The sequence below is a fragment of the Sodalis sp. RH19 genome, assembly GCF_047324215.1.
Lineage (GTDB): Bacteria > Pseudomonadota > Gammaproteobacteria > Enterobacterales > Enterobacteriaceae > Acerihabitans.
In genome coordinates this window covers 2,464,911-2,482,535 of the sequence record NZ_CP178734.1, presented here as the reverse complement: position 1 = coordinate 2,482,535, position 17,625 = coordinate 2,464,911, and the positions used below count along the sequence as shown (strand labels likewise).

The window sequence follows — 17,625 nt, the reverse complement described above, 5'->3', positions numbered from 1 at the left end:
TTATCTCTCGTCTGTCGGGGCGCGGGCATCGCCATCGGGCGTGCCGGCGCGTTGATAATGCATAAGCTGTGCGTGGCTGGGGTAGGAGGGCTGCGCGCCCATGCCCCCGCAGCTGTAGGTGGCGGCAAAGACCGCCCGCGTAAGCGACTGGTGTAGGGATTCGCCCGCCAGGCGCCCGGCGATAAACCATCCGGCCAGGCAATCGCCCGCGCCGGTGGTGTCCACGATGACCGGGTCGAAGGGTACGCGGGCGCTCACGTCATGAACCGCGGAGACGTAGCGCGCGCCCTGCGGGCCAAGGGTGCACACCACGGCCGTTACGCCCAGCGCCAGCAGCCGCGCCACGGCGTTATCGCCCAGCTGGCGCAGCGCGCGCTGGTTGCAAAACACCACCTCGGCGCCGGACAGCAGGGGATAGAGGGGTTCCAGACCGCCGGCGAAGGTGGCGGGCTCCAGGTCAATCGACCACTTGCAGCCGGCCCGGCGGCACTGTTCAATCAGGGGCCACGCCCCCTCGCCGTACACGGCGGTATGCACCCAGTCGATACCGCGTAAATCGAGGGTCTGCACCCATGCCAGGCTGGGATACAGCGAGACGCCCGGCTCCAGCAGCAGCCGTTTTTCGCCGTGCGGCTCAAGGAGGATTACGGCGCGGCAGGTCCGTCCGGGCCTTTTGCGGCTGATAATCCGCAGGCCGGATTGTTGCAGGCCCCGCAGCAGGGGATCCGCCACCAGGTCGTCGCCGGTTTCAACGGCGAGCGTGACGTCCGCGCCCGCCAGGCGGCAGGCCAGGGCGGCGTTGCTCACCACCCCGCCGGCGGACTCGCTGTTGATGCGCGCCAGGACTTTTTCGTCGGGCTGCGGGATATGATCCATGCCGAAGGTGGTATCCAGGCTGATATCGCCGACAAACAATCCTTTGCCGGCCATCATGATTTACGCACCAAATCGATGGTAAAGCTGTAGCGATCGGCGCGGTAATGTACCGTCACATATTCCACCGGGCGCTGGTCCGCGTCGTAGCTCAGGCGCCGGGCGACCAGGCAGGCGGATCCCCTGGCCACCTGGAGGGCGCGGGACAGTTCGCCGTTGAGCAGGGCGGCGCTGATGGTTTCCTGGCCGCCGACGATGCGGCAGCCGCACCGCTGTTCCAGCCAGACATACAGCGACTGGCGGTCAAGGTCGCCGGCCCCGGGCGTCGGGTGATGGACAAAAAGGGCGGGCGACAGCCAGCTGTGGGAATACGCCATCGGCATGTCATCGGCTTTTAACAGCCGGGTGGACATAAAGGCTTTTTCGTTGGGCTGCAGGCGCAGGGAGGCGGCAATATCGGCGGGAGGAACCGCCATGCGGGCGCCGAGGGTCTGGTAGCCGGCGCTGAAACCGCGCCGCTGCATATCTTCCGCGAAACTCGACATCTGGCTCAGCGGCTGGACCACCTGCGGCGGCAGCACGATGGAGCCTTTACCTGCGCGGCGGCTGATTAAGCCCTCCTGCTCAAGTTTATCCAGCGCGGTGCGCGCGGTGGTGCGGCTGACCCCGAACACCTGGTTAAGCAGGGTTTCCGAAGGCAGGGCCTCGCCGGGCTTAAATCCGCCGAATTCGATTTCACGGCGTAATCTGTCTGCGATTTGCCACCATAATGGCTGCGGGCCGGAAACAAGCCCATGCTGATCCCAATGCATGTTTATTCTTTCTGGTTGCCGATAGGTTGTCATGATAATTGAATGACATGACAATCCCTGTCAACCGGCTAATTCACAGAAAAATCATTAAAATCAATAGGGTTGGTGCAACTGAAGGGTAGGTGCATTTGCTTTTTTATCGTCAGGAAACAGTGAATTAATACCAGACATTTGACCGTCGTCGGCGCGGATTTTACGGCGGCAATGCCGTCATAGGAAATTAGTATGATTGTGATCTTCGTGTTAAATCGGGCAATGCGCGCGGTCAACACGCGCCCATCCGCCATGCTTTGCGCGCATAGCGACAATAGCAACCGGCATTAGCCGCCGGCGCACCCCGGGGCTACAATCGCCGCGACATCCGAACCAGTATCCCCGGGGTAGATAATAATGAAAATTCTCGACGTGGTTGAAATCACCAAACCCATTGCCTCGCCTATCCGTAATGCCTATATCGATTTCAGCAAGATGACCACCAGCCTGGTGGCGGTGGTCACCGATGTGATTAAGGACGGCCGGCGCGTGGTGGGCTACGGCTTTAATTCCAATGGGCGCTATGGCCAGGGCGGCCTTATCCGTGAACGTTTCCGCGACCGTATCCTGCGGGCGGATGCCGACGCCGTGCTTAATCCTAACCGCGATAATCTCGATCCCCACCGGATTTGGGACCTGATGATGGCCAATGAAAAGCCGGGCGGCCACGGCGAGCGTTCCGTGGCCGTGGGCACGCTGGATATGGCGCTCTGGGACGCCACGGCGAAAATCGCCGGCCAGCCGCTGTTCCGGCTGCTGGCGGACACCCACGGCGTAGACGCCAATCCCCGCGTATTTGTCTACGCCGCCGGCGGTTATTATTATCCCGGCAAGGATCTTGTCGCGCTGCGCCGGGAGATGCGCGGCTATCTGGACCGCGGTTATACGGTGGTGAAGATGAAAATCGGCGGCGCGCCAATCGACGAGGATCGCCGCCGTATCGCCGCCGTACTGCATGAGATCGGCGACGACGCCCGTTTGGCGGTGGACGCCAACGGGCGCTTTGATCTGGAAACCGGCATCGCTTACGCCAAAATGCTGCGCGAGTATCCGCTGTTCTGGTTCGAGGAGGCCGGCGATCCGCTGGACTATGCCCTGCAGGCCGCCCTGGCCGGCTTTTACCCGGGCGCCATGGCGACGGGTGAAAATCTGTTTTCCCACCAGGATGCGCGTAACCTGCTGCGCTACGGCGCCATGCGCCCGGACCGGGATTATCTCCAGTTCGACTGCGCCTTGTCGTATGGCCTGGTGGAGTATCTGCGCACCCTGGCGGTGCTGAAGGAGTTCGGCTGGTCGGCGTCGCGCTGTATCCCGCACGGCGGTCACCAGATGTCGCTGAATATCGCGGCGGGGCTGGGGCTTGGCGGAAACGAAAGCTATCCGGATTTGTTCCAGCCCTACGGCGGTTTTCCGGATGCGGTGACCGTTGACAACGGCTATATCACGATGCCCGAGCTGCCGGGCATCGGATTCGAGGGGAAATCCGAGCTGATAAGCGTGATGCGCGCGCTGGCCGAATAATCGCCCGCGCGCCCGGTAACGCATGATACCGCGCCGGCATGGCTGTCCGCGCATCCCGCGTCAGCGCGGGCCCTGGCCGGCGATGGCCTGCCATAACCGCTCCGCCGCCCGGGTCATCGACGATGCTGGGCGGAACACCCTGATCTGCACCGGTACCTCGAGGCGCCGGTCCCGTACCGCCGCCGCGACCAACGCGCCGCTGAGCAGATCCGCCTGCGCCAGCGTCCTGGGCAGCCAGGCCACGCCGTCTCCGGCCCGGGCCATGGCGAGCAGGGTGGCGGCGAGATCGGAGGTAAAAACCCTGTCCATTTTTGCCAGCTGCGCGGTCATGTGCCGTTGGGTGGCGATTATCCGGCCCAGCCCTGAATCAGTGCTGTAGGACAGGTACGGTATCGGCCGGGCCATGTCGTCCAGGGACCATTTCGGCCGTTTGCCGGTGGCGTCGGGCGCGCAAAGCGGCAGCAGGATATCCTCGCCGACCTGGACGCTGGTAAAGTGCGCGTTCTCCAGCCCGCGGCCGGCATCCGAATGGGAATGGCACAGCAAGAATTGCGCATCGCCGCGCAGGAACAGGCGTTCGCAGGCCAGCAAGGTGTCCGACACCAGCTTTACCTGGCCATCCAGAGGGGTGATGCCGCTTTCACGCAGCCAGTGGGGGAAAAACAAAGAGGACAGCGAATGGGTTGCGCAAAAAGTGATCATCTGCGCGCCTTTGCCCGCCGCTTCCAGCGTTTTCGCCCGCAGATCCTGAATCGCGCGCAGAAGGGCCACCGCCTGCGGGTGGAACACCTCACCGGCGGCCGTTAGCCTGACGCCGCCCCGGCTGCGTTCAAACAACGGCGTGCCGGCCCACTCCTCCAGCGCCTGAATGCGCCGGCTGAACGCCGGCTGCGTCACATGCCTCAGCTCCGCGGCCCGTGAAAAATTCAGGCTCTCGGCCAGGGCCGCGCAGTCTTCAAGCCACGCCAGCTCAATGTGGGGATGATTCATCATACCTCGGCTCCATGGCGTCCGACGCCTCTTGTCAGCATGCGCTGCCGCCATTATCGCACAGCCGGCGCGCACTTTCCTGATGACAAGTCGGCGCACTCTGTGCAGGATGAGATTTATTTATCCAGGGCAACAAATCTGATGAGTGTGAAAACCGCCTCCCTTGAGAACCGCATCCGTCAATGCTGGGAGCAGCTTTCCAGCCATGAGCAGCGGCTGGCTGACGTGATTCTGGCCGCGCCGGGCCAACTGGCGATGAATACCGCCACCGAGCTGGCGCGGAGCGCCGGCGTCTCAAAAGCCACCACCACGCGTTTTTTCCGCCATCTGGGCTATGACAATTACGACGCGGCCCGGCGGCAGGCGCGCGATATGCAAAACAGCGGCTCGCCCCTTTACCTGCAGCAATTTCAATCCGGCTCGCCGCTGGATGCGGTGATCCAAAACCATCTGGAGCGCGAGGTGGCCAACCTGGTCAATACCTACCGCTCGCTGGACGCGCAGCAACTGGGCGACATCACGCAAGCGGTCGCAGGCGCCCGCCGGGTGGTGGTGATGGGCTGGCGATTCAGCCAGACCATTGCCGCCATGCTCTATCGCGATCTGATCCATGTTCACCACGACGTGAGGCTGCTGCCGCGCGCCGGCGATTCGCTGGCGGAGCACCTTGCCGTGCTGGGGCCGCTGGACGTGGCGATCTGCGTCGGCCTGCGCCGCCGGATGCCCGCCCTGGAGGCGGCGATGAACGCCATGGCGGAGCTGCGGGTGCCGATGCTGTACCTCTCCGACGTCCTTTCCGGCAAACCCTCGAGACAGGCGACCTGGATTATTCGCTGCCACACCGAGGGCAGCCTGATCTTTGACAGCACCGCGTCGCTCTCGGGGGTATGCAACCTGCTGTGTTCGCTGGTGGCGCGCGAGCGGGGCAAAGCCCGCAACGATCAGCTGGCGCTGATCGAATCCGTGCACCAGTGGCTTGATGAGCTGGAATAACCGATCGTCATGGTGCATTAGCGCAAGATTTTGCCCGGGGATGGTGCGCCGGCGGCGCGGCAACCGCCGGTCCGGCGCGGCTGTAAACGACCCTTAAGAAACAAAAGAAATAAAATATAATGATAAAGAAACAATAGTTTCACTCTGATTTTATACAGAAAAAAGGGTTTCTCTCCCGGCGCGGATAACGATGGCGGTAAAAAGTGGCATGAAAGCTGCCTAATTGTTAGACACCGCCACCACACCAGGATATGACCCTTATGAATAAAATCGCCTTTTTCGCCGCCGCGCTGCTGGCCTTAGGAGCTTACTGCGCCACGGCCCAGGCGGATACGCTGGCCGATATCAAATCCAGCGGCAAAATGACCGTCGGTATCGATCCCACCTTTCCCCCCTACGAATACACCAACGACCAGGGCGAGGTGGTCGGCTACAGCGCCGCCATTATGCAGTCGGTAGCCAAAGAACTGGGGGTGAAACTGGAGTTTCAGAAAACCGCCTTCAGCGGCATTATTCCCGGGCTGATCTCCGGCGCCTTCAACACCGAAGGTTCCTCCCTTAACGTCACCGCCGAGCGGGCGAAGAAGGTGCTGTTTACCGTGCCCTTCAGTAAAACCGTCAACGGTATCCTGGTACGCCAAGCCGACGCGGGCCATTTCAGCGCTAAGCCATTGAAAGTGGAAGACCTGGCGGGGCTGCGCGGCGCGGCGAAAAGCGCCAGCGTGCCGGAACAACTGCTGAAAACCTTTAATGACCAACTGGCAGGCAAAGGCCTTAAACCTATCATCATCATCAGCGTCGATACGCTGGACCAGACCGTCAGCACCCTGATGACCAAACGCGCCGACTTTGTGATTGACGATATCGCCGTGCTGGCGCCTGTCGCGAAAAAATATCCCGGCAAGGTGGCGCAGGTGGGCGAGATAGGCCCATCGCAGTGGATGGCGTGGGCCACCCGCAAAGAGGACGCCACGCTGAACAAGGTTATCAGCGACCGTATCCTGGCGATGCAGAAAACCGGCGAACTGGCACGGCTGCAAACCCAATACCTGGGCACTACCTTTACGGTGCCGGCCGATAATTTCATTCCGCAGGAGTAAGGCATGTGTCAGCAACAGGTTCATGTCCCCGCCGGGCACGGCCGGGCATTCACCGTCCGTAAAGGGCAATATCTCACCATTATCGACAGTGAGGGGCAGCAGGCGGCGGATTTTGTGGCGGTAAACGCGGCGAATCCCGCCGAGAAGCTGTCGCCGGTGCATACGCGCCAACACCTGCGCTCGCTGTTCTTTAAGCCGGGCGACGCGCTTTGGTCAAGCGATAACCGCGCCATGTTGCGTATTATCGACGACAGCATCGGCATTCACGACGCCAACGTGCCGGCCTGCGACCGTACTCGGTTCAGCGTGGACTTCGGCGTCGAGGGGCATCGCAACTGCGTCGATAACCTGCTGGAAGGCATGCGCGGCTTTGGCGTTACCTACTACAGCCTGCCGGAACCGTTCAACCTGTTCCAGAATGGCCCGGTCACCGCCGACGGCCGAATGGAGGTGACCGATCCGCATAGCCGGGCGGGGGACCGCATTACCTTCCTGGCATTGTGCGATCTGGTCTGCGCCGTGTCGTCCTGTCCGCAAGACATTATTCCCGGCAACGGGCTACAGGTGACCCCCATCGATATCCTTATCTCCGATCAACCCAACGCCGGCGAGGCCTGATATGTTACTGATGAAAGAGGATGTTGCCGCCCCAAAAACCACGCGTTCGCTGGCGGAGCCGGTCATGGTGATGCCGGGCGCGGCGGGTGCTATCCGCGTGGTGCGCGGACAGTTGCTGCGCATCACCGCGCTGGGCGACGGCGCGGTAGCCTCGCTATTTGGTTTCAGCGTCGAGGATCCGGGGATCTGGCTGTCGGTGCATCACACGCGCGTCTTTAGCAACAGCTATCTGCTCGGCTCGGGCATGCGTTTGGTCAATAACCGCCGCCGGCCGGTTATGGTGCTCGGCAAGGATAGCGTGCGCCGCCACGATCTGCTGCTGCCGGGCTCCACCACGGCGTGGCTGGCCGGACGCGGTTACGCCGGGCAGCAGGGCTGTATGGACGCGGTGGCCGCCGAACTGGCGCGCCTGAAGATGCCTGTGCCGAAACTGCCCGACCCCGTCAATTTGTTTATGCATGTGGACCTGGAACGCAATGGCGCTATCGCGCCGCGGCCTAATGAGACACGGGCCGGCGACAGCATCACCTGCCGGGTGGTGATGGATACGCTGTTTATCGTCAGCGCCTGCTGCACAGGGATCGAGGGTAATGACCGTCCGGCGCCGCTGCGGCTATCGGCGGCGGAAGCGTTGACCGATTTTCCGGCTCAGTGAGGTAGCCATGGGGCTGGATGCTGAGGTCAGCGCCGGATTGCCGGAGCTGGCGCGGGGCCTGTGGGTCACCCTGCAACTGACGATGCTGGCGGCGCTGCTGAGCCTGGCGCTGGGCCAGTTGGGCTGCTACCTGCAGTTGCGGCGGGGCGGGGTACCGCGTTTTGCCGGCCGGCTGTATGTCAGCCTGATGCGCGGCACGCCCGCCATCGTCCAGCTGTTCGTGGTGTTTTTTACCTTGCCCAGGCTCGGGCTGGGCGGGCAACCGCTGCTGGCGGCGACGATCGCCATCGGCATGAACAGCGGCGCCTATGTGGCGGAAATCCTGCGGGTCAACCGGCGCCTAGTCACGCCAGGACAGCTGGAGGCGGCGCGCACGCTCGGGCTTGGACGCTGGCTCACCTGGTGGTATGTGGTCAATCCGCAGGTGATGCGCGCCAGCCTGCCCATGCTGGTCAACGAATTTACCCTTTTGCTGAAAACCACGCCGCTGGCGTCGGTGGTGGCGCTGACCGAGCTGACCTACGCCGGGCAGATCGTCATCGCCCGCAGCTACGAGCCGGCCCAAGTGCTGCTGCTGGTGGCGCTCGGCTATCTGCTGATTGCCCTGCCGCTGCTGCGCGCGGCGCGTTATCTCGAAGGCAAAGGGAGACCGGTATAATGGACTGGCATGCCATTGCCTCGTCGGCTCCCGCGCTGTGGGCGGGGATGCAAATCACGCTGTTGCTGAGTCTTATCGCCGCATGGTGCGCGGGGCTTGCCGGCGCGCTGCTGGCGTGGTGTCTGCTGCGCGCGCCACCTTTCTGGCAGCCGCTGCTGCGCGCCTATCGCGCGCTGACCCTCGGCCTGCCGCTGCTGGTGGTGATTTATCTGCTGTATTTTGTGCTGCCTGAATATGGCATCACGTTCTCGTCGCCCACCGTGGGCGTGCTGGCGCTGACGCTCTATTACGCTCCCTATGTCGCGCAGGTGATCCTGGCCGCGATGGCGGCCCTGCCGCGCGGGCAGTGGGAAGCCACGCGGGTGCTGGGTTTAAGCCGGACCCGCGCCCTGGTGGACGTGGTGCTGCCGCAAACCCTGCCGCAGATGCTGTCGCCGCTGACGGGCCTGCTAATTGGCCTGATCAAGGACTCGGCGCTGCTGTCGATTGTCTCGGTGCGGGAATTTATGTACGCCGCCAAGCAGGCCATCTCGGCCACCTACGCCCCGCTGGAAATCTATCTGGCGGTGGCGCTGTGTTATTGGCTGCTTAACAATGTTATCGACATTCTGGCCCGGCGGGTGGAGCGGCGCATGACGCGCTATAGCCGCCGTACGGCGAATTAACCTGGAGAAGACCAATGGAAGCACAATTTACCTGCCGCGATGAGCGGCTGATCCCCGCCCGCCACGGCAAGGCGATCCGCCTGGCCGCGGGTGAAGCGGTGCAGTTGATTAACCTGCACGGCACCCAGGTGGCGGACTGCTGGGCTTATAACGCCCGCGACGTGGGCGAGTACATGTGCATGGAGGCGACGCGGGTCTGGAACCAGCGCCTGAATCCGGTGGTGGGCGACAGTTTTATCACCAATCAGCGCCATCCGATCCTGACCCTGGTGGCGGATACCTCCCCGGGCGTGCACGACACCTTTATGGCGGCCTGCGACGCCCGCCGCTATGAGCTGCTGGGCTGCACGGAGCCGCATCGCAACTGCCACGATAACCTGCATCAAGGACTGGCGGAACTGGGCGTTGCCCTGCCGCACGGCAATCTCGCCTCGTTTAATGTGTTTATGAACATCCGCGTGCAGCCGGACGGCATCACGCTCAGCACGCTGCCGACGGTGACGCGTCCGGGGGATTACATTATCCTGCGCGCCGAAATGGACTGCTACGTGGCGTTTTCCGCCTGTCCACAGGACATCGTCAGCATCCAGGGGCAGGGCGATAACACGCCGCGCGACATGCTGTTGCGTATTCTCACCGGCGATTTTCCCGGCGGGGAGGTGAAAGGGCCATGGATACCGGAGACGGCGGCGCCGAGCAACCGGTAATACGCGTGGCGTGGCTTGGCTCCGGCCGCGTCGCTGGCGGCGCGGCACGATAGGCGGGCGTTAGCTGGCCGCCTTCAGCGGGAACCCGCCGCGGGTATCCTGGTGCATTAAATTGAGCAATAAACGCATAAAACGCTGGCCGCTGGGGGGCAGGGGATGCCCCCGCAGCGACAGCAGCGAAAACGTCACTTCATAGGCGAACGTTTGCGCATCCGCGACTTCAACAAAACAATAGAACTGGGACAGCGTCTGCACGTAATGGGTCGGCAACAGTCCCACATAACCGCCGGCGGCAATCAGGGTGGCGACCGCCTCCAGTCCCGAGGCAACGGCCTTGCGTTTCATATTAAGCCGCTGGCTTAACCGGGAACTGTAGGGATCGCGATCGCGGGTGACCAGGACATAATTCTGGTCAATCAAATCCGCCATCCCGGGCGACGGTTGTCCGAAGGGGATGGCCACGTAGAGGCGGAACGCCTCGTTGAACAACGGCACGCTTTGCAACTGCCGGTTGGTCTCCGGCATGCCGCTGATGCCAATATGCAATTGCCGGTCAAGCATGTGCGTGAGCAGCGAATCATGCTGATGGATAGACAGATGCACGGTGACGTCCGGCGCGATGGAGCGGAATGCCGCCAGCGTCTCGGACACCTTGGAGCCGGAATTGGACAGGCAGTTATCGGCGATGCCGATAGTCAAATCGCCCGCCAGGATATTACGCGCGTCGTTCAGATCGTCGCGTATTTTTTTCAGCGTATCGTCCGCCAGGCTGGATGCCCTTAAGACACTTTCACCGAATAGCGTCAGTTGAAAACCGGCCGGCCCGCGAAAGCAGAGTTTTTCACCCAGCCTGGCCTCCAGGTTCTGGAGATGGCGACTGATGGTGGACCGCTCGATGTTCAGCGCCTCCTCGGCCGCGGTCAGTCCCCCAGCCTCGGCGACTATGCGGAAGATGCGCAGCAGTTTAAGATCGGCCTCCGTCAGAGGCGGCACGGGTTTAAGATTTTTGGCGGATTGATTCATGTTTCGCTGCCTAACGTCGGGGCTACATCGGAAGGCGCGCTTAACGTGCGCCCTGAGAGCGGTCAGAGTGGGTCAAACGGACCCTGCAACAAAAACGTGCGCAAAAAAACGACGCGCAAAATACAACATGCAAAAGACAATATGCAAAAGACAATATGCAAAAGACAATATGCAAGATAAATGCCATGCCGGGAGACGGCGGTGATGCGTCACCGCCGGCCACGGCTGCTCTTTATCTGAGCAGGCATGCCCCATCCTGGGGCTCGGGAGCGGGCCGGATGCATGTTGCCGGCGAAAAGGGTGTACGCCATACACGCATAGGTTCACCGGCGGTTACCAAGCGCGGCCGGCAACCGATCTATACTCCCAAGCGTTACCCATCCTTCAGGAGCAGCACATGTCGCAACCCCTTACCGTTCCGCCCTCCCACGGCCCCCAGGGCTTCCTGCGATCGCCGGTGTCCACCGATCTCGACCATCTGGACGCGCATATCGCCATTATCGGCCTGCCCTACGGCAATGCCTACGCCCCTCATGCCATCAGCAACGATCAGATCCATGCCCCCGACGCAGTGCGCGCCGTAAGCGACACCGTCAGCAAGGGCAAGGATCAGTATGATTTCGACGTCGGCGGCCCGATCCTGGATAACCGGCCGATCAAGCTGGTGGACGTGGGCAATGTGCTGGCGGATCCCGCCGATCTTAGCAGCCATACCCCGCGCGCCGAGCAGGCGATCCGTAAAATCCTCGCGGCCGGCGCCATGCCCATTACTCTGGGCGGCGACCACGGCATCCCCATTCCCATCCTGGCGGCGTTCGAGGGCCGGGGGCCGATTACCCTGATTCAGATCGATGCGCATATCGACTGGCGCAATGAGGTGAACGGCGTACGCAACGGTCTTTCCAGCCCCATCCGCCGCGCGTCAGAAATGGCCCATATCGGCGAAATCTTCCAGATCGGCATTCGCGCCCAGGGCAGCGCCCGCACCGAGGAAGTGGACGCGGCGCTGGCCTATGGCGCGCATATCATTCCCGCCTTCGAGGTCCACGACGCGGGCATCGACGCCGTTATCGACCGCATCCCCGACGGCGGTCAATTCTATATCACCATTGATGCGGACGGCCTGGATCCTACGGTGATGCCCGCGGTGGAAACCCCGGCGCCGGGCGGCCTCACCTTTCATCAGGTGCGCCGCCTGATCCATGCCCTGGTACGCAAGGGCAGAGTGGTGGGCATGGATATCGTCGAAATTACCCCCGCCAAAGATGTGAATCATATCAGCTGTATTACCGCCGCGCGCCTGATGGTGAATGTGATCGGCGCGGCGGTGCGGGCGGATTATTTTGTCACGGCGCAGTCTTGACGCCACCTTACCGGTCCTCAATGGGAGTTAATCATGCGTAAAACCCGTCACCTGTTTATTGTCCGGCTGGTACTGCTGTGCGCCGGCCTTGGGCTGCTTGCCGGCCAGGCCTCGGCTGAAACCGCGCTGGAAAAAATCAAACGCACCGGCACCGTTACCGTCGGCACCGAGGCGGCGTTTCCCCCCTTCGAGTTTGTGCAGGATGGCAAAATCGTCGGCTATGGGTCGGATATCCTGGTGGAAGTGGCCAAGACGCTGGGGGTGAAGGTAAAACAGCTGGATCTGCCCTGGCAGGGCATTTTGCCGGGGCTGCTGGCCGGTAAGTTTGATTTCGTCGCCACCACGGTGGGAATTAACGAAGAGCGCGCCAAGCGTTATGCCTACACCCTGCCCATTGCCAACGGCGCGCCGTATCTGCTCAAGCGCAAGGGTGACGCATTGGCCAAGCTGGCCGATCTTAACGGCAAGGTGGTGGCAACCCAGCTGGCGTCGTCCACCGAACCCGTGGCGCGCGCCCTGGACGCCAAACTGAAGGCCGACGGCGGCGCGGGGTATAAGCAGCTCAAGCTGTTTACCGATTTCCAGGGAGCGTATATGGCGCTGGCCAACGGCGAGGTGGACGCGGTGGTGCAATCGTTGCCGAGCCTGGCGGTATTGGTAAAACAGCGGCCGGATACCTTTGCGCTGATGACGGCGATTCCCAACCAGGGCGGCTATGACTACCTGGCCTGGGTCACCCGTCCGGAAGATAAGGATTTGCGCGATGCTATCTCCGGCGTTATCCGCAGCATGCGTGATGACGGGCGCCTGGCGACACTTCAGCAAAAATGGTTCGGTTTTACCATGGACATCCCGGATAGCGGCTATCTTCCCCCCGGCGCGCAATAATTTTCGTTAAACCGAACGCGGAGACCCGGCGATGAAATTCAGTTGGCAAACGTTATTTTCCAGTTTCCCGCCTTTACTGGAGGCGGCATGGGTCAACCTTAGCCTGGCCGTGATTATTTTTTTGCTGGTGCTGGCTTTCTCAACCGGGTTTACCCTGTTGCGGGCGAAAAAAATCGTCTGGCTGGGGAGGGCGTCCGCGGTGCTGATAAGCTTTGTGCGCGGCACGCCGCTGCTGATCCAGATTTTTATTTGTTATTACGTATTGCCGGCCCTGGGGTTGGACCTCAGCCCCGAGGCGGCGGGCATAATCGCCATTACCCTCAACAGTACCGTATTCCTGGCCGAAGCCATGCGCGGCGGCCTTGCCACCCTCGATCCGGGGCATATCGAAGCCGCCGCGGCGCTCGGTCTGCCCCCACGCGCCATATGGCAATGCGTGGTCTTACCGCAGCTGTTCCGGCGGATGATTCCGGTCATTGTCAACGAAGCCACGATTATCGTCAAAGGCACCGCCTTGCTATCGGTCATTACCGTGGTGGACGTGCTGCGCACCGCGCAGCAAATTGCCGGCGGTAATTACCGGCCGTTTGAAACGCTGCTTGGCGCGGCGCTGATTTTTCTGGCGATCAATCTGGCGTTCAGCGCCATCGGCAACTACCTGGAGGCCAGGGCAGCGGACGCCCGGGTATGACGTATGCATATTGATTTCACCGTGCTTTACCCCTACTGGCCGCTATTATTGCAGGGCGCCGGCCTGACACTGAAAATCACGCTGATAGCCTTTGCCATCGGCTACCTGCTGGGCATGGCGGTGGCGCTACTCGGCCTGGTGCCGCTGCGGGTGGTGGCCGCGCCGATCGGTCTCTATATCGCCTGCCTGCGCAGCGCGCCGTTTATTATTTTTCTGTTCGTGGTGTATTACGGGTTGCCCTATACCGGCCTGCGTCTGCCGGCCGAGGTGGTGGGTACCCTGGCGCTGGCGCTCTATGCCAGCGCCTACTACGGCGAGATCCTGCGCGCCGGCATCCAAGCGCTGCCGCGCGGCCAGTTTGAGTCCGCCCGGGCGATAGGCATGTCGCCTGCGCAGGCCATGCGCCATATTATCGCGCCGCAGGTCCTGCGCGCGGTGGTGCCGCCCACCACCAATATGACGCTGACCATGATGAAGGAGTCGGCGGTGCTCAGTTCCATCACCGTGCCGGAACTCACCTATCAAGGCCTGGTGGTGCAGGGCGCCACCTTCGCGCCGTTCGAGGTGTTTATCGCCATTACCGCCCTGTACTGGCTTATCGCCGCGCTTGTCGCCGAGATTGCCCGCCGCGTGGAGCTGGGCGGCGGCCAACCCAGCCGCCATGCTATACAGCGCAGTGCTATTGCCCGGCGTTACCTCTCCCTTGACTGGCGGAACATGCCATGAATAATCCGCCCGCTCTGCGCGTCACCGCTGTCAGCAAACGCTTTCGCCAGGTCTGCGCCGTTAATCAGGTGTATCTGGATATTGCCCCGGGTGAAATTGTGGCGCTGATTGGCCCCAGCGGCTGTGGCAAAAGCACGCTGCTGCGCTGCGTGACCTGGCTGGAAACGCCGGATGAAGGTTTTATCGAGATCAACGGCGCCCCTTTCGGCCGGCGGCGGGAAGGGGAAATCATCCGCCACCAGTCCCGGCGCCAGATCGATATGTTGCGCCCCCGGCTGGGGATGGTATTCCAGCAGTTCAATTTGTGGCCGCACCTCACCGTACGCGAAAACATCGTCACGCCGCAACGGGTGGTATTGGGCCGCGGCGGTGAACAAGCCCACGCGCGCGCGGAACGGCAAATGGCGCAGTTTGCGCTGTCCCAGGTAGCCGACCGCTATCCCTGGCAGCTCTCCGGCGGGCAGAAGCAGCGCGCCGCGATTGCCCGGGCGCTGGTGATGGACCCGGCGGTGATGCTGTTCGACGAGCCCACCTCGGCGCTTGACCCGGAGCTGGTGGGCGAGGTGCAGACGCTGCTGCGCTCGCTGGCGCAGGGCGGCATGGCCATGCTGATTGTCACCCACGATATCCGTTTTGCGGTGAACGTTGCCGGACGCCTCGCGTTTATGTGCGAGGGCGGCATTGTCGAGGAAGGGCCGGTGTCACAGCTGGTCGGTTCCCCGCGCGATCCCCGCCTGCGGCAGTTTCTGACCCTGACCTATGCGTCGGGGCGCGATAATCCCTCTACCCAGGAGTAACATCATGTCCCGAGTCAACCGGCCGTTTGTCGGCATTCCTTCGTTTTTACGCGCCAGGATTGCGCCTGATATCACCCAACTGGACGCGGCCATCGCCATATTGGGCATTCCCTTCGACGAGGGCTCGCCCTTTATGCCCGGCACCCGTATGGCGCCGCGCTCCCTACGCGAGCACTCGCTGCGTTTTTGCAGCGAGCATCGCGGTTATTATTCCCCGGAGGAAAAGCGGGAATTCCTCGGCGAGGAGGTCCGCGGCGGGCTGATCGTGGACGCCGGCGATGTGGATATCCATCCCACCAATGTTGAAAAAACCTTTGAGCTTATCACCGACGCGGTTAAGCACATCCTGGACGGCGGCGCGCTGCCGGTGATCCTGGGCGGTGACCATTCGATTACCTACCCGGTGTTCCGTGCGTTTGACGGCGATATCCACGTACTGCATTTTGATGCCCATACGGATTACGGCACGCTGGAGCAGGATATGCAATACACCAACGGCCACGCTTTCCGCCATGTGGTGGAGCGCGCCAAGGCCAGCAGCCTGACGCAGATTGGCATCCGCAGCCTGCGCCACAGCGCGGAAATCGTTGAGCAGGTGATTGAGGGGGGAAACCGGGTGATTCCGATGGGCGAGTTCCGGCGCATCGGGCCGCAGGGTATCGGCGCGCTGCTGCCGGAAAACGCCAGGGTGTATGTCAGCATCGACGTGGATGTGCTGGATATGTCGCTGGTGCCGGGCTGCGTCTCGGCGGAGCCGGACGGCATGACCTACGCCGAATTGCGCGACAGCCTGAAGACGATAGCCGAACGCTATCAGGTGGTGGGTTTTGATTTTGTCGAGGTCAACCCGCTGCTGGATGTCGGCTCCGGCGTGACGTCTTACCTGGGCGCGCACGTGGTAATCGAGTTCCTTGGCAATATCTGCGACCAGCCGCGCTGGCGCGAGTCACGGCGCGCGCGGGAAGGCGCGGCGGAATAATATATTGCCGGCGGGATATCAGCGCGCCGGCCTCCCTTTTTCAGCCGAACGTTGTTAATCTGGGGCAATCCCGTGACGACGGTCACGGCCGTTCATCTTTTACAAGGCGAAGACATGTCACTGTCAGACGATGGCGCGCTGCCGCCCGGCCCCGATGATGCGCCGCTGATGCGGTCCGGCGTGCGCGATCTGCGTTTTTCCGCCATCCGCGAGGTGGCCAACGCCGCTATTGGCCGCGAGGATATCCTGCCGTTCTGGTTTGGCGAACCGGATCGCAGCACGCCGGAGTTTATCTGCGCCGCCGCGCAGGCGTCGCTGGCGGCGGGGGAGACGTTTTATACCCCCAACCTGGGCGAGCCGGCGCTGCGCGAGGCGCTGGCGCGTTATCTGTCGTCCTGGCACCGGCCGGTGGACGAAAACCGCATTGCCGTGACCAATTCCGGCGTGTCGGCGCTGATGCTGACGGCGCAGGCGCTTTACCGTCCCGGCGACCGGGTGGTGGTGGTGACGCCGGTGTGGCCGAACCTGGTTGAAATTCCGAAAATTCTCGACGCGCGGGTGGCGGAAGTGCCGCTGCGGCTGCTGCGTGAACCGCAAAACGTCTCCCGCTGGCACCTGGATATGGAGACGCTGCTTGCCGCCCTGACGCCGGGCACGCGGGCGCTGGTGATTAACTCGCCGAATAATCCCAGCGGCTGGGTAATGTCGGCGGCGCAGCAGGCGATGGTGCTGGCGCATTGCCGCCGGCATGGTATCTGGATTGTCTCCGACGAGGTCTACGGCCGCATAGTGTTTGACATGCCCGCAAACCGCTGTGCGCCGTCGTTTCTTGATATTGCCGATGCGCGGGATCGACTGATCGTGATTAACAGCTTTTCCAAAAGTTGGATGATGACCGGCTGGCGGTTGGGATGGATGGTGGTGCCCGATACGCTGATAGAGGATATGGGTAAATTAATCGAATATAACAGCAGCTGCGCGCCGGCATTCGTGCAAAAGGCGGGCTTGGCGGCGGTCAGCCAGGGGGAGGCGGCGCTGCGCGACACCCTGTCCCGATTCCAGGCCTCGCGGGATTTTCTCCACCGCGAACTGAGCGCCTTTGCGCAGATAGAAACGCCCTTGCCCCAGGGCGCCATGTATCTTTTTTTCCGTGTGGCGGGGCTGCGGGACAGCCTGGCGCTGTGCAAGGCGCTGGTGGCCGACGCCGGGCTGGGGTTGGCGCCGGGCAGTGCGTTCGGCCCGGCGGGCGAGGGCTGTATCCGCTGGTGTTTCGCCAGTTCGCAGGACAGGCTCGCACAGGGGGTGGCAAGGCTGCGCGCGTTCCTGGCCACGGGCTTGGCAAAGCAACCACGCTGAGTGGCGCGGCATCCTGCCTCCCGGCGGAGCCAGGGTTTGCCCCTCATGTCGCCAACCGCGAGGGGTAAAGCGGCCGATGCCGGCCCCGGCAATGTCCTCGTCCTGCCGACGGCGTCAGGCGTCTAAGATAATTAGCGCTGGGCGGCGGGTTACCCCGTTCATCCGCCGAGATCGGAC

19 protein-coding genes are annotated in these 17,625 nt (G+C 62.4%); 15 read left to right on the top strand and 4 right to left on the bottom strand.

Going from position 1 to position 17,625, the window contains the following annotated elements; genetic code table 11:
* On the bottom strand, positions 1-933 hold the full coding sequence (locus ACL2XF_RS11185) for a carbohydrate kinase family protein (protein ID WP_413728608.1): 933 nt from the start codon (positions 931-933) through the stop codon (positions 1-3).
* The gene (locus ACL2XF_RS11180) at positions 930-1,685 is read right to left on the bottom strand and encodes a GntR family transcriptional regulator (protein WP_413728607.1); all 756 of its coding nucleotides are present in this window, start codon (positions 1,683-1,685) and stop codon (positions 930-932) included. The genes ACL2XF_RS11185 and ACL2XF_RS11180 overlap by 4 nt, the downstream gene beginning before the upstream one ends.
* A gap of 390 nt (positions 1,686-2,075) precedes the next feature.
* Here ACL2XF_RS11180 and ACL2XF_RS11175 point away from each other — a divergent pair, with 390 nt between their 5' ends.
* Positions 2,076-3,239 carry a mandelate racemase/muconate lactonizing enzyme family protein gene (locus ACL2XF_RS11175; RefSeq protein ID WP_413722519.1) on the top strand — a complete coding sequence of 388 codons (1,164 nt, stop codon included), beginning with the start codon at positions 2,076-2,078 and terminating at the stop codon, positions 3,237-3,239.
* Between the two features lie 60 nt (positions 3,240-3,299).
* Here ACL2XF_RS11175 and ACL2XF_RS11170 read toward each other — a convergent pair whose 3' ends face one another.
* Complete coding sequence (locus ACL2XF_RS11170; protein ID WP_413728606.1) at positions 3,300-4,232, bottom strand: LysR family transcriptional regulator; 933 nt, start codon at positions 4,230-4,232, stop codon at positions 3,300-3,302.
* Between the two features lie 138 nt (positions 4,233-4,370).
* On the opposite strand from ACL2XF_RS11170, the gene ACL2XF_RS11165 reads away from it, so the two are divergent.
* The 7 genes from ACL2XF_RS11165 to ACL2XF_RS11135 all read left to right on the top strand — a co-directional run bounded on the left by ACL2XF_RS11165 (position 4,371) and on the right by ACL2XF_RS11135 (position 9,625).
* Entirely contained in the window at positions 4,371-5,222 is an 852-nt protein-coding gene (locus tag ACL2XF_RS11165) for a MurR/RpiR family transcriptional regulator (protein ID WP_413728605.1), read from the top strand.
* Positions 5,223-5,482: 260 nt separating this feature from the next.
* Positions 5,483-6,322, top strand: coding sequence for a transporter substrate-binding domain-containing protein (locus tag ACL2XF_RS11160; RefSeq protein WP_413722521.1), 840 nt, complete (start codon positions 5,483-5,485; stop codon positions 6,320-6,322).
* A 3-nt stretch (positions 6,323-6,325) separates the two neighbouring features.
* Positions 6,326-6,940 carry a DUF1989 domain-containing protein gene (locus tag ACL2XF_RS11155; RefSeq protein ID WP_410015589.1) on the top strand — a complete coding sequence of 205 codons (615 nt, stop codon included), beginning with the start codon at positions 6,326-6,328 and terminating at the stop codon, positions 6,938-6,940.
* A gap of 1 nt (position 6,941) precedes the next feature.
* Complete coding sequence (locus ACL2XF_RS11150; RefSeq protein WP_413728604.1) at positions 6,942-7,595, top strand: urea carboxylase-associated family protein; 654 nt, start codon at positions 6,942-6,944, stop codon at positions 7,593-7,595.
* Between the two features lie 7 nt (positions 7,596-7,602).
* Entirely contained in the window at positions 7,603-8,253 is a 651-nt protein-coding gene (locus ACL2XF_RS11145) for an amino acid ABC transporter permease (RefSeq protein ID WP_410015587.1), read from the top strand.
* A complete protein-coding gene (locus ACL2XF_RS11140; RefSeq protein ID WP_410015586.1) occupies positions 8,253-8,918 on the top strand; it encodes an amino acid ABC transporter permease in 666 nt (221 codons plus the stop codon). The genes ACL2XF_RS11145 and ACL2XF_RS11140 overlap by 1 nt, the downstream gene beginning before the upstream one ends.
* 14 nt (positions 8,919-8,932) lie before the next feature.
* A complete protein-coding gene (locus ACL2XF_RS11135; RefSeq protein ID WP_413722522.1) occupies positions 8,933-9,625 on the top strand; it encodes a DUF1989 domain-containing protein in 693 nt (230 codons plus the stop codon).
* Positions 9,626-9,685: 60 nt separating this feature from the next.
* Here the strand turns inward: ACL2XF_RS11135 and ACL2XF_RS11130 are convergent, their stop codons facing one another.
* A complete protein-coding gene (locus ACL2XF_RS11130; RefSeq protein WP_413728603.1) occupies positions 9,686-10,648 on the bottom strand; it encodes a LysR family transcriptional regulator in 963 nt (320 codons plus the stop codon).
* A 397-nt stretch (positions 10,649-11,045) separates the two neighbouring features.
* On the opposite strand from ACL2XF_RS11130, the gene ACL2XF_RS11125 reads away from it, so the two are divergent.
* The 7 genes from ACL2XF_RS11125 to ACL2XF_RS11095 all read left to right on the top strand — a co-directional run bounded on the left by ACL2XF_RS11125 (position 11,046) and on the right by ACL2XF_RS11095 (position 17,448).
* On the top strand, positions 11,046-12,011 hold the full coding sequence (locus tag ACL2XF_RS11125) for an agmatinase (RefSeq protein ID WP_410015583.1): 966 nt from the start codon (positions 11,046-11,048) through the stop codon (positions 12,009-12,011).
* A 33-nt stretch (positions 12,012-12,044) separates the two neighbouring features.
* On the top strand, positions 12,045-12,899 hold the full coding sequence (locus ACL2XF_RS11120) for a transporter substrate-binding domain-containing protein (protein WP_410015582.1): 855 nt from the start codon (positions 12,045-12,047) through the stop codon (positions 12,897-12,899).
* Between the two features lie 31 nt (positions 12,900-12,930).
* Complete coding sequence (locus ACL2XF_RS11115; RefSeq protein ID WP_413728602.1) at positions 12,931-13,590, top strand: amino acid ABC transporter permease; 660 nt, start codon at positions 12,931-12,933, stop codon at positions 13,588-13,590.
* Positions 13,591-13,593: 3 nt separating this feature from the next.
* Positions 13,594-14,316 carry an amino acid ABC transporter permease gene (locus tag ACL2XF_RS11110; protein ID WP_410015580.1) on the top strand — a complete coding sequence of 241 codons (723 nt, stop codon included), beginning with the start codon at positions 13,594-13,596 and terminating at the stop codon, positions 14,314-14,316.
* Positions 14,313-15,113, top strand: a complete 801-nt coding sequence (locus ACL2XF_RS11105) for an amino acid ABC transporter ATP-binding protein (protein WP_410015579.1) — start codon at positions 14,313-14,315, stop codon at positions 15,111-15,113. Before ACL2XF_RS11110 ends, ACL2XF_RS11105 begins: the two co-directional genes overlap by 4 nt.
* Before the next feature lie 4 nt (positions 15,114-15,117).
* Positions 15,118-16,092 (top strand): arginase family protein, encoded by a 975-nt coding sequence (locus ACL2XF_RS11100; protein WP_410015578.1) that lies wholly within the window; start codon positions 15,118-15,120, stop codon positions 16,090-16,092.
* A 114-nt stretch (positions 16,093-16,206) separates the two neighbouring features.
* Positions 16,207-17,448: a pyridoxal phosphate-dependent aminotransferase gene (locus ACL2XF_RS11095; RefSeq protein ID WP_413728601.1), complete on the top strand. Its 1,242-nt coding sequence runs from the start codon at positions 16,207-16,209 to the stop codon at positions 17,446-17,448.
* The last annotated feature ends 177 nt before the right edge of the window (positions 17,449-17,625 follow it).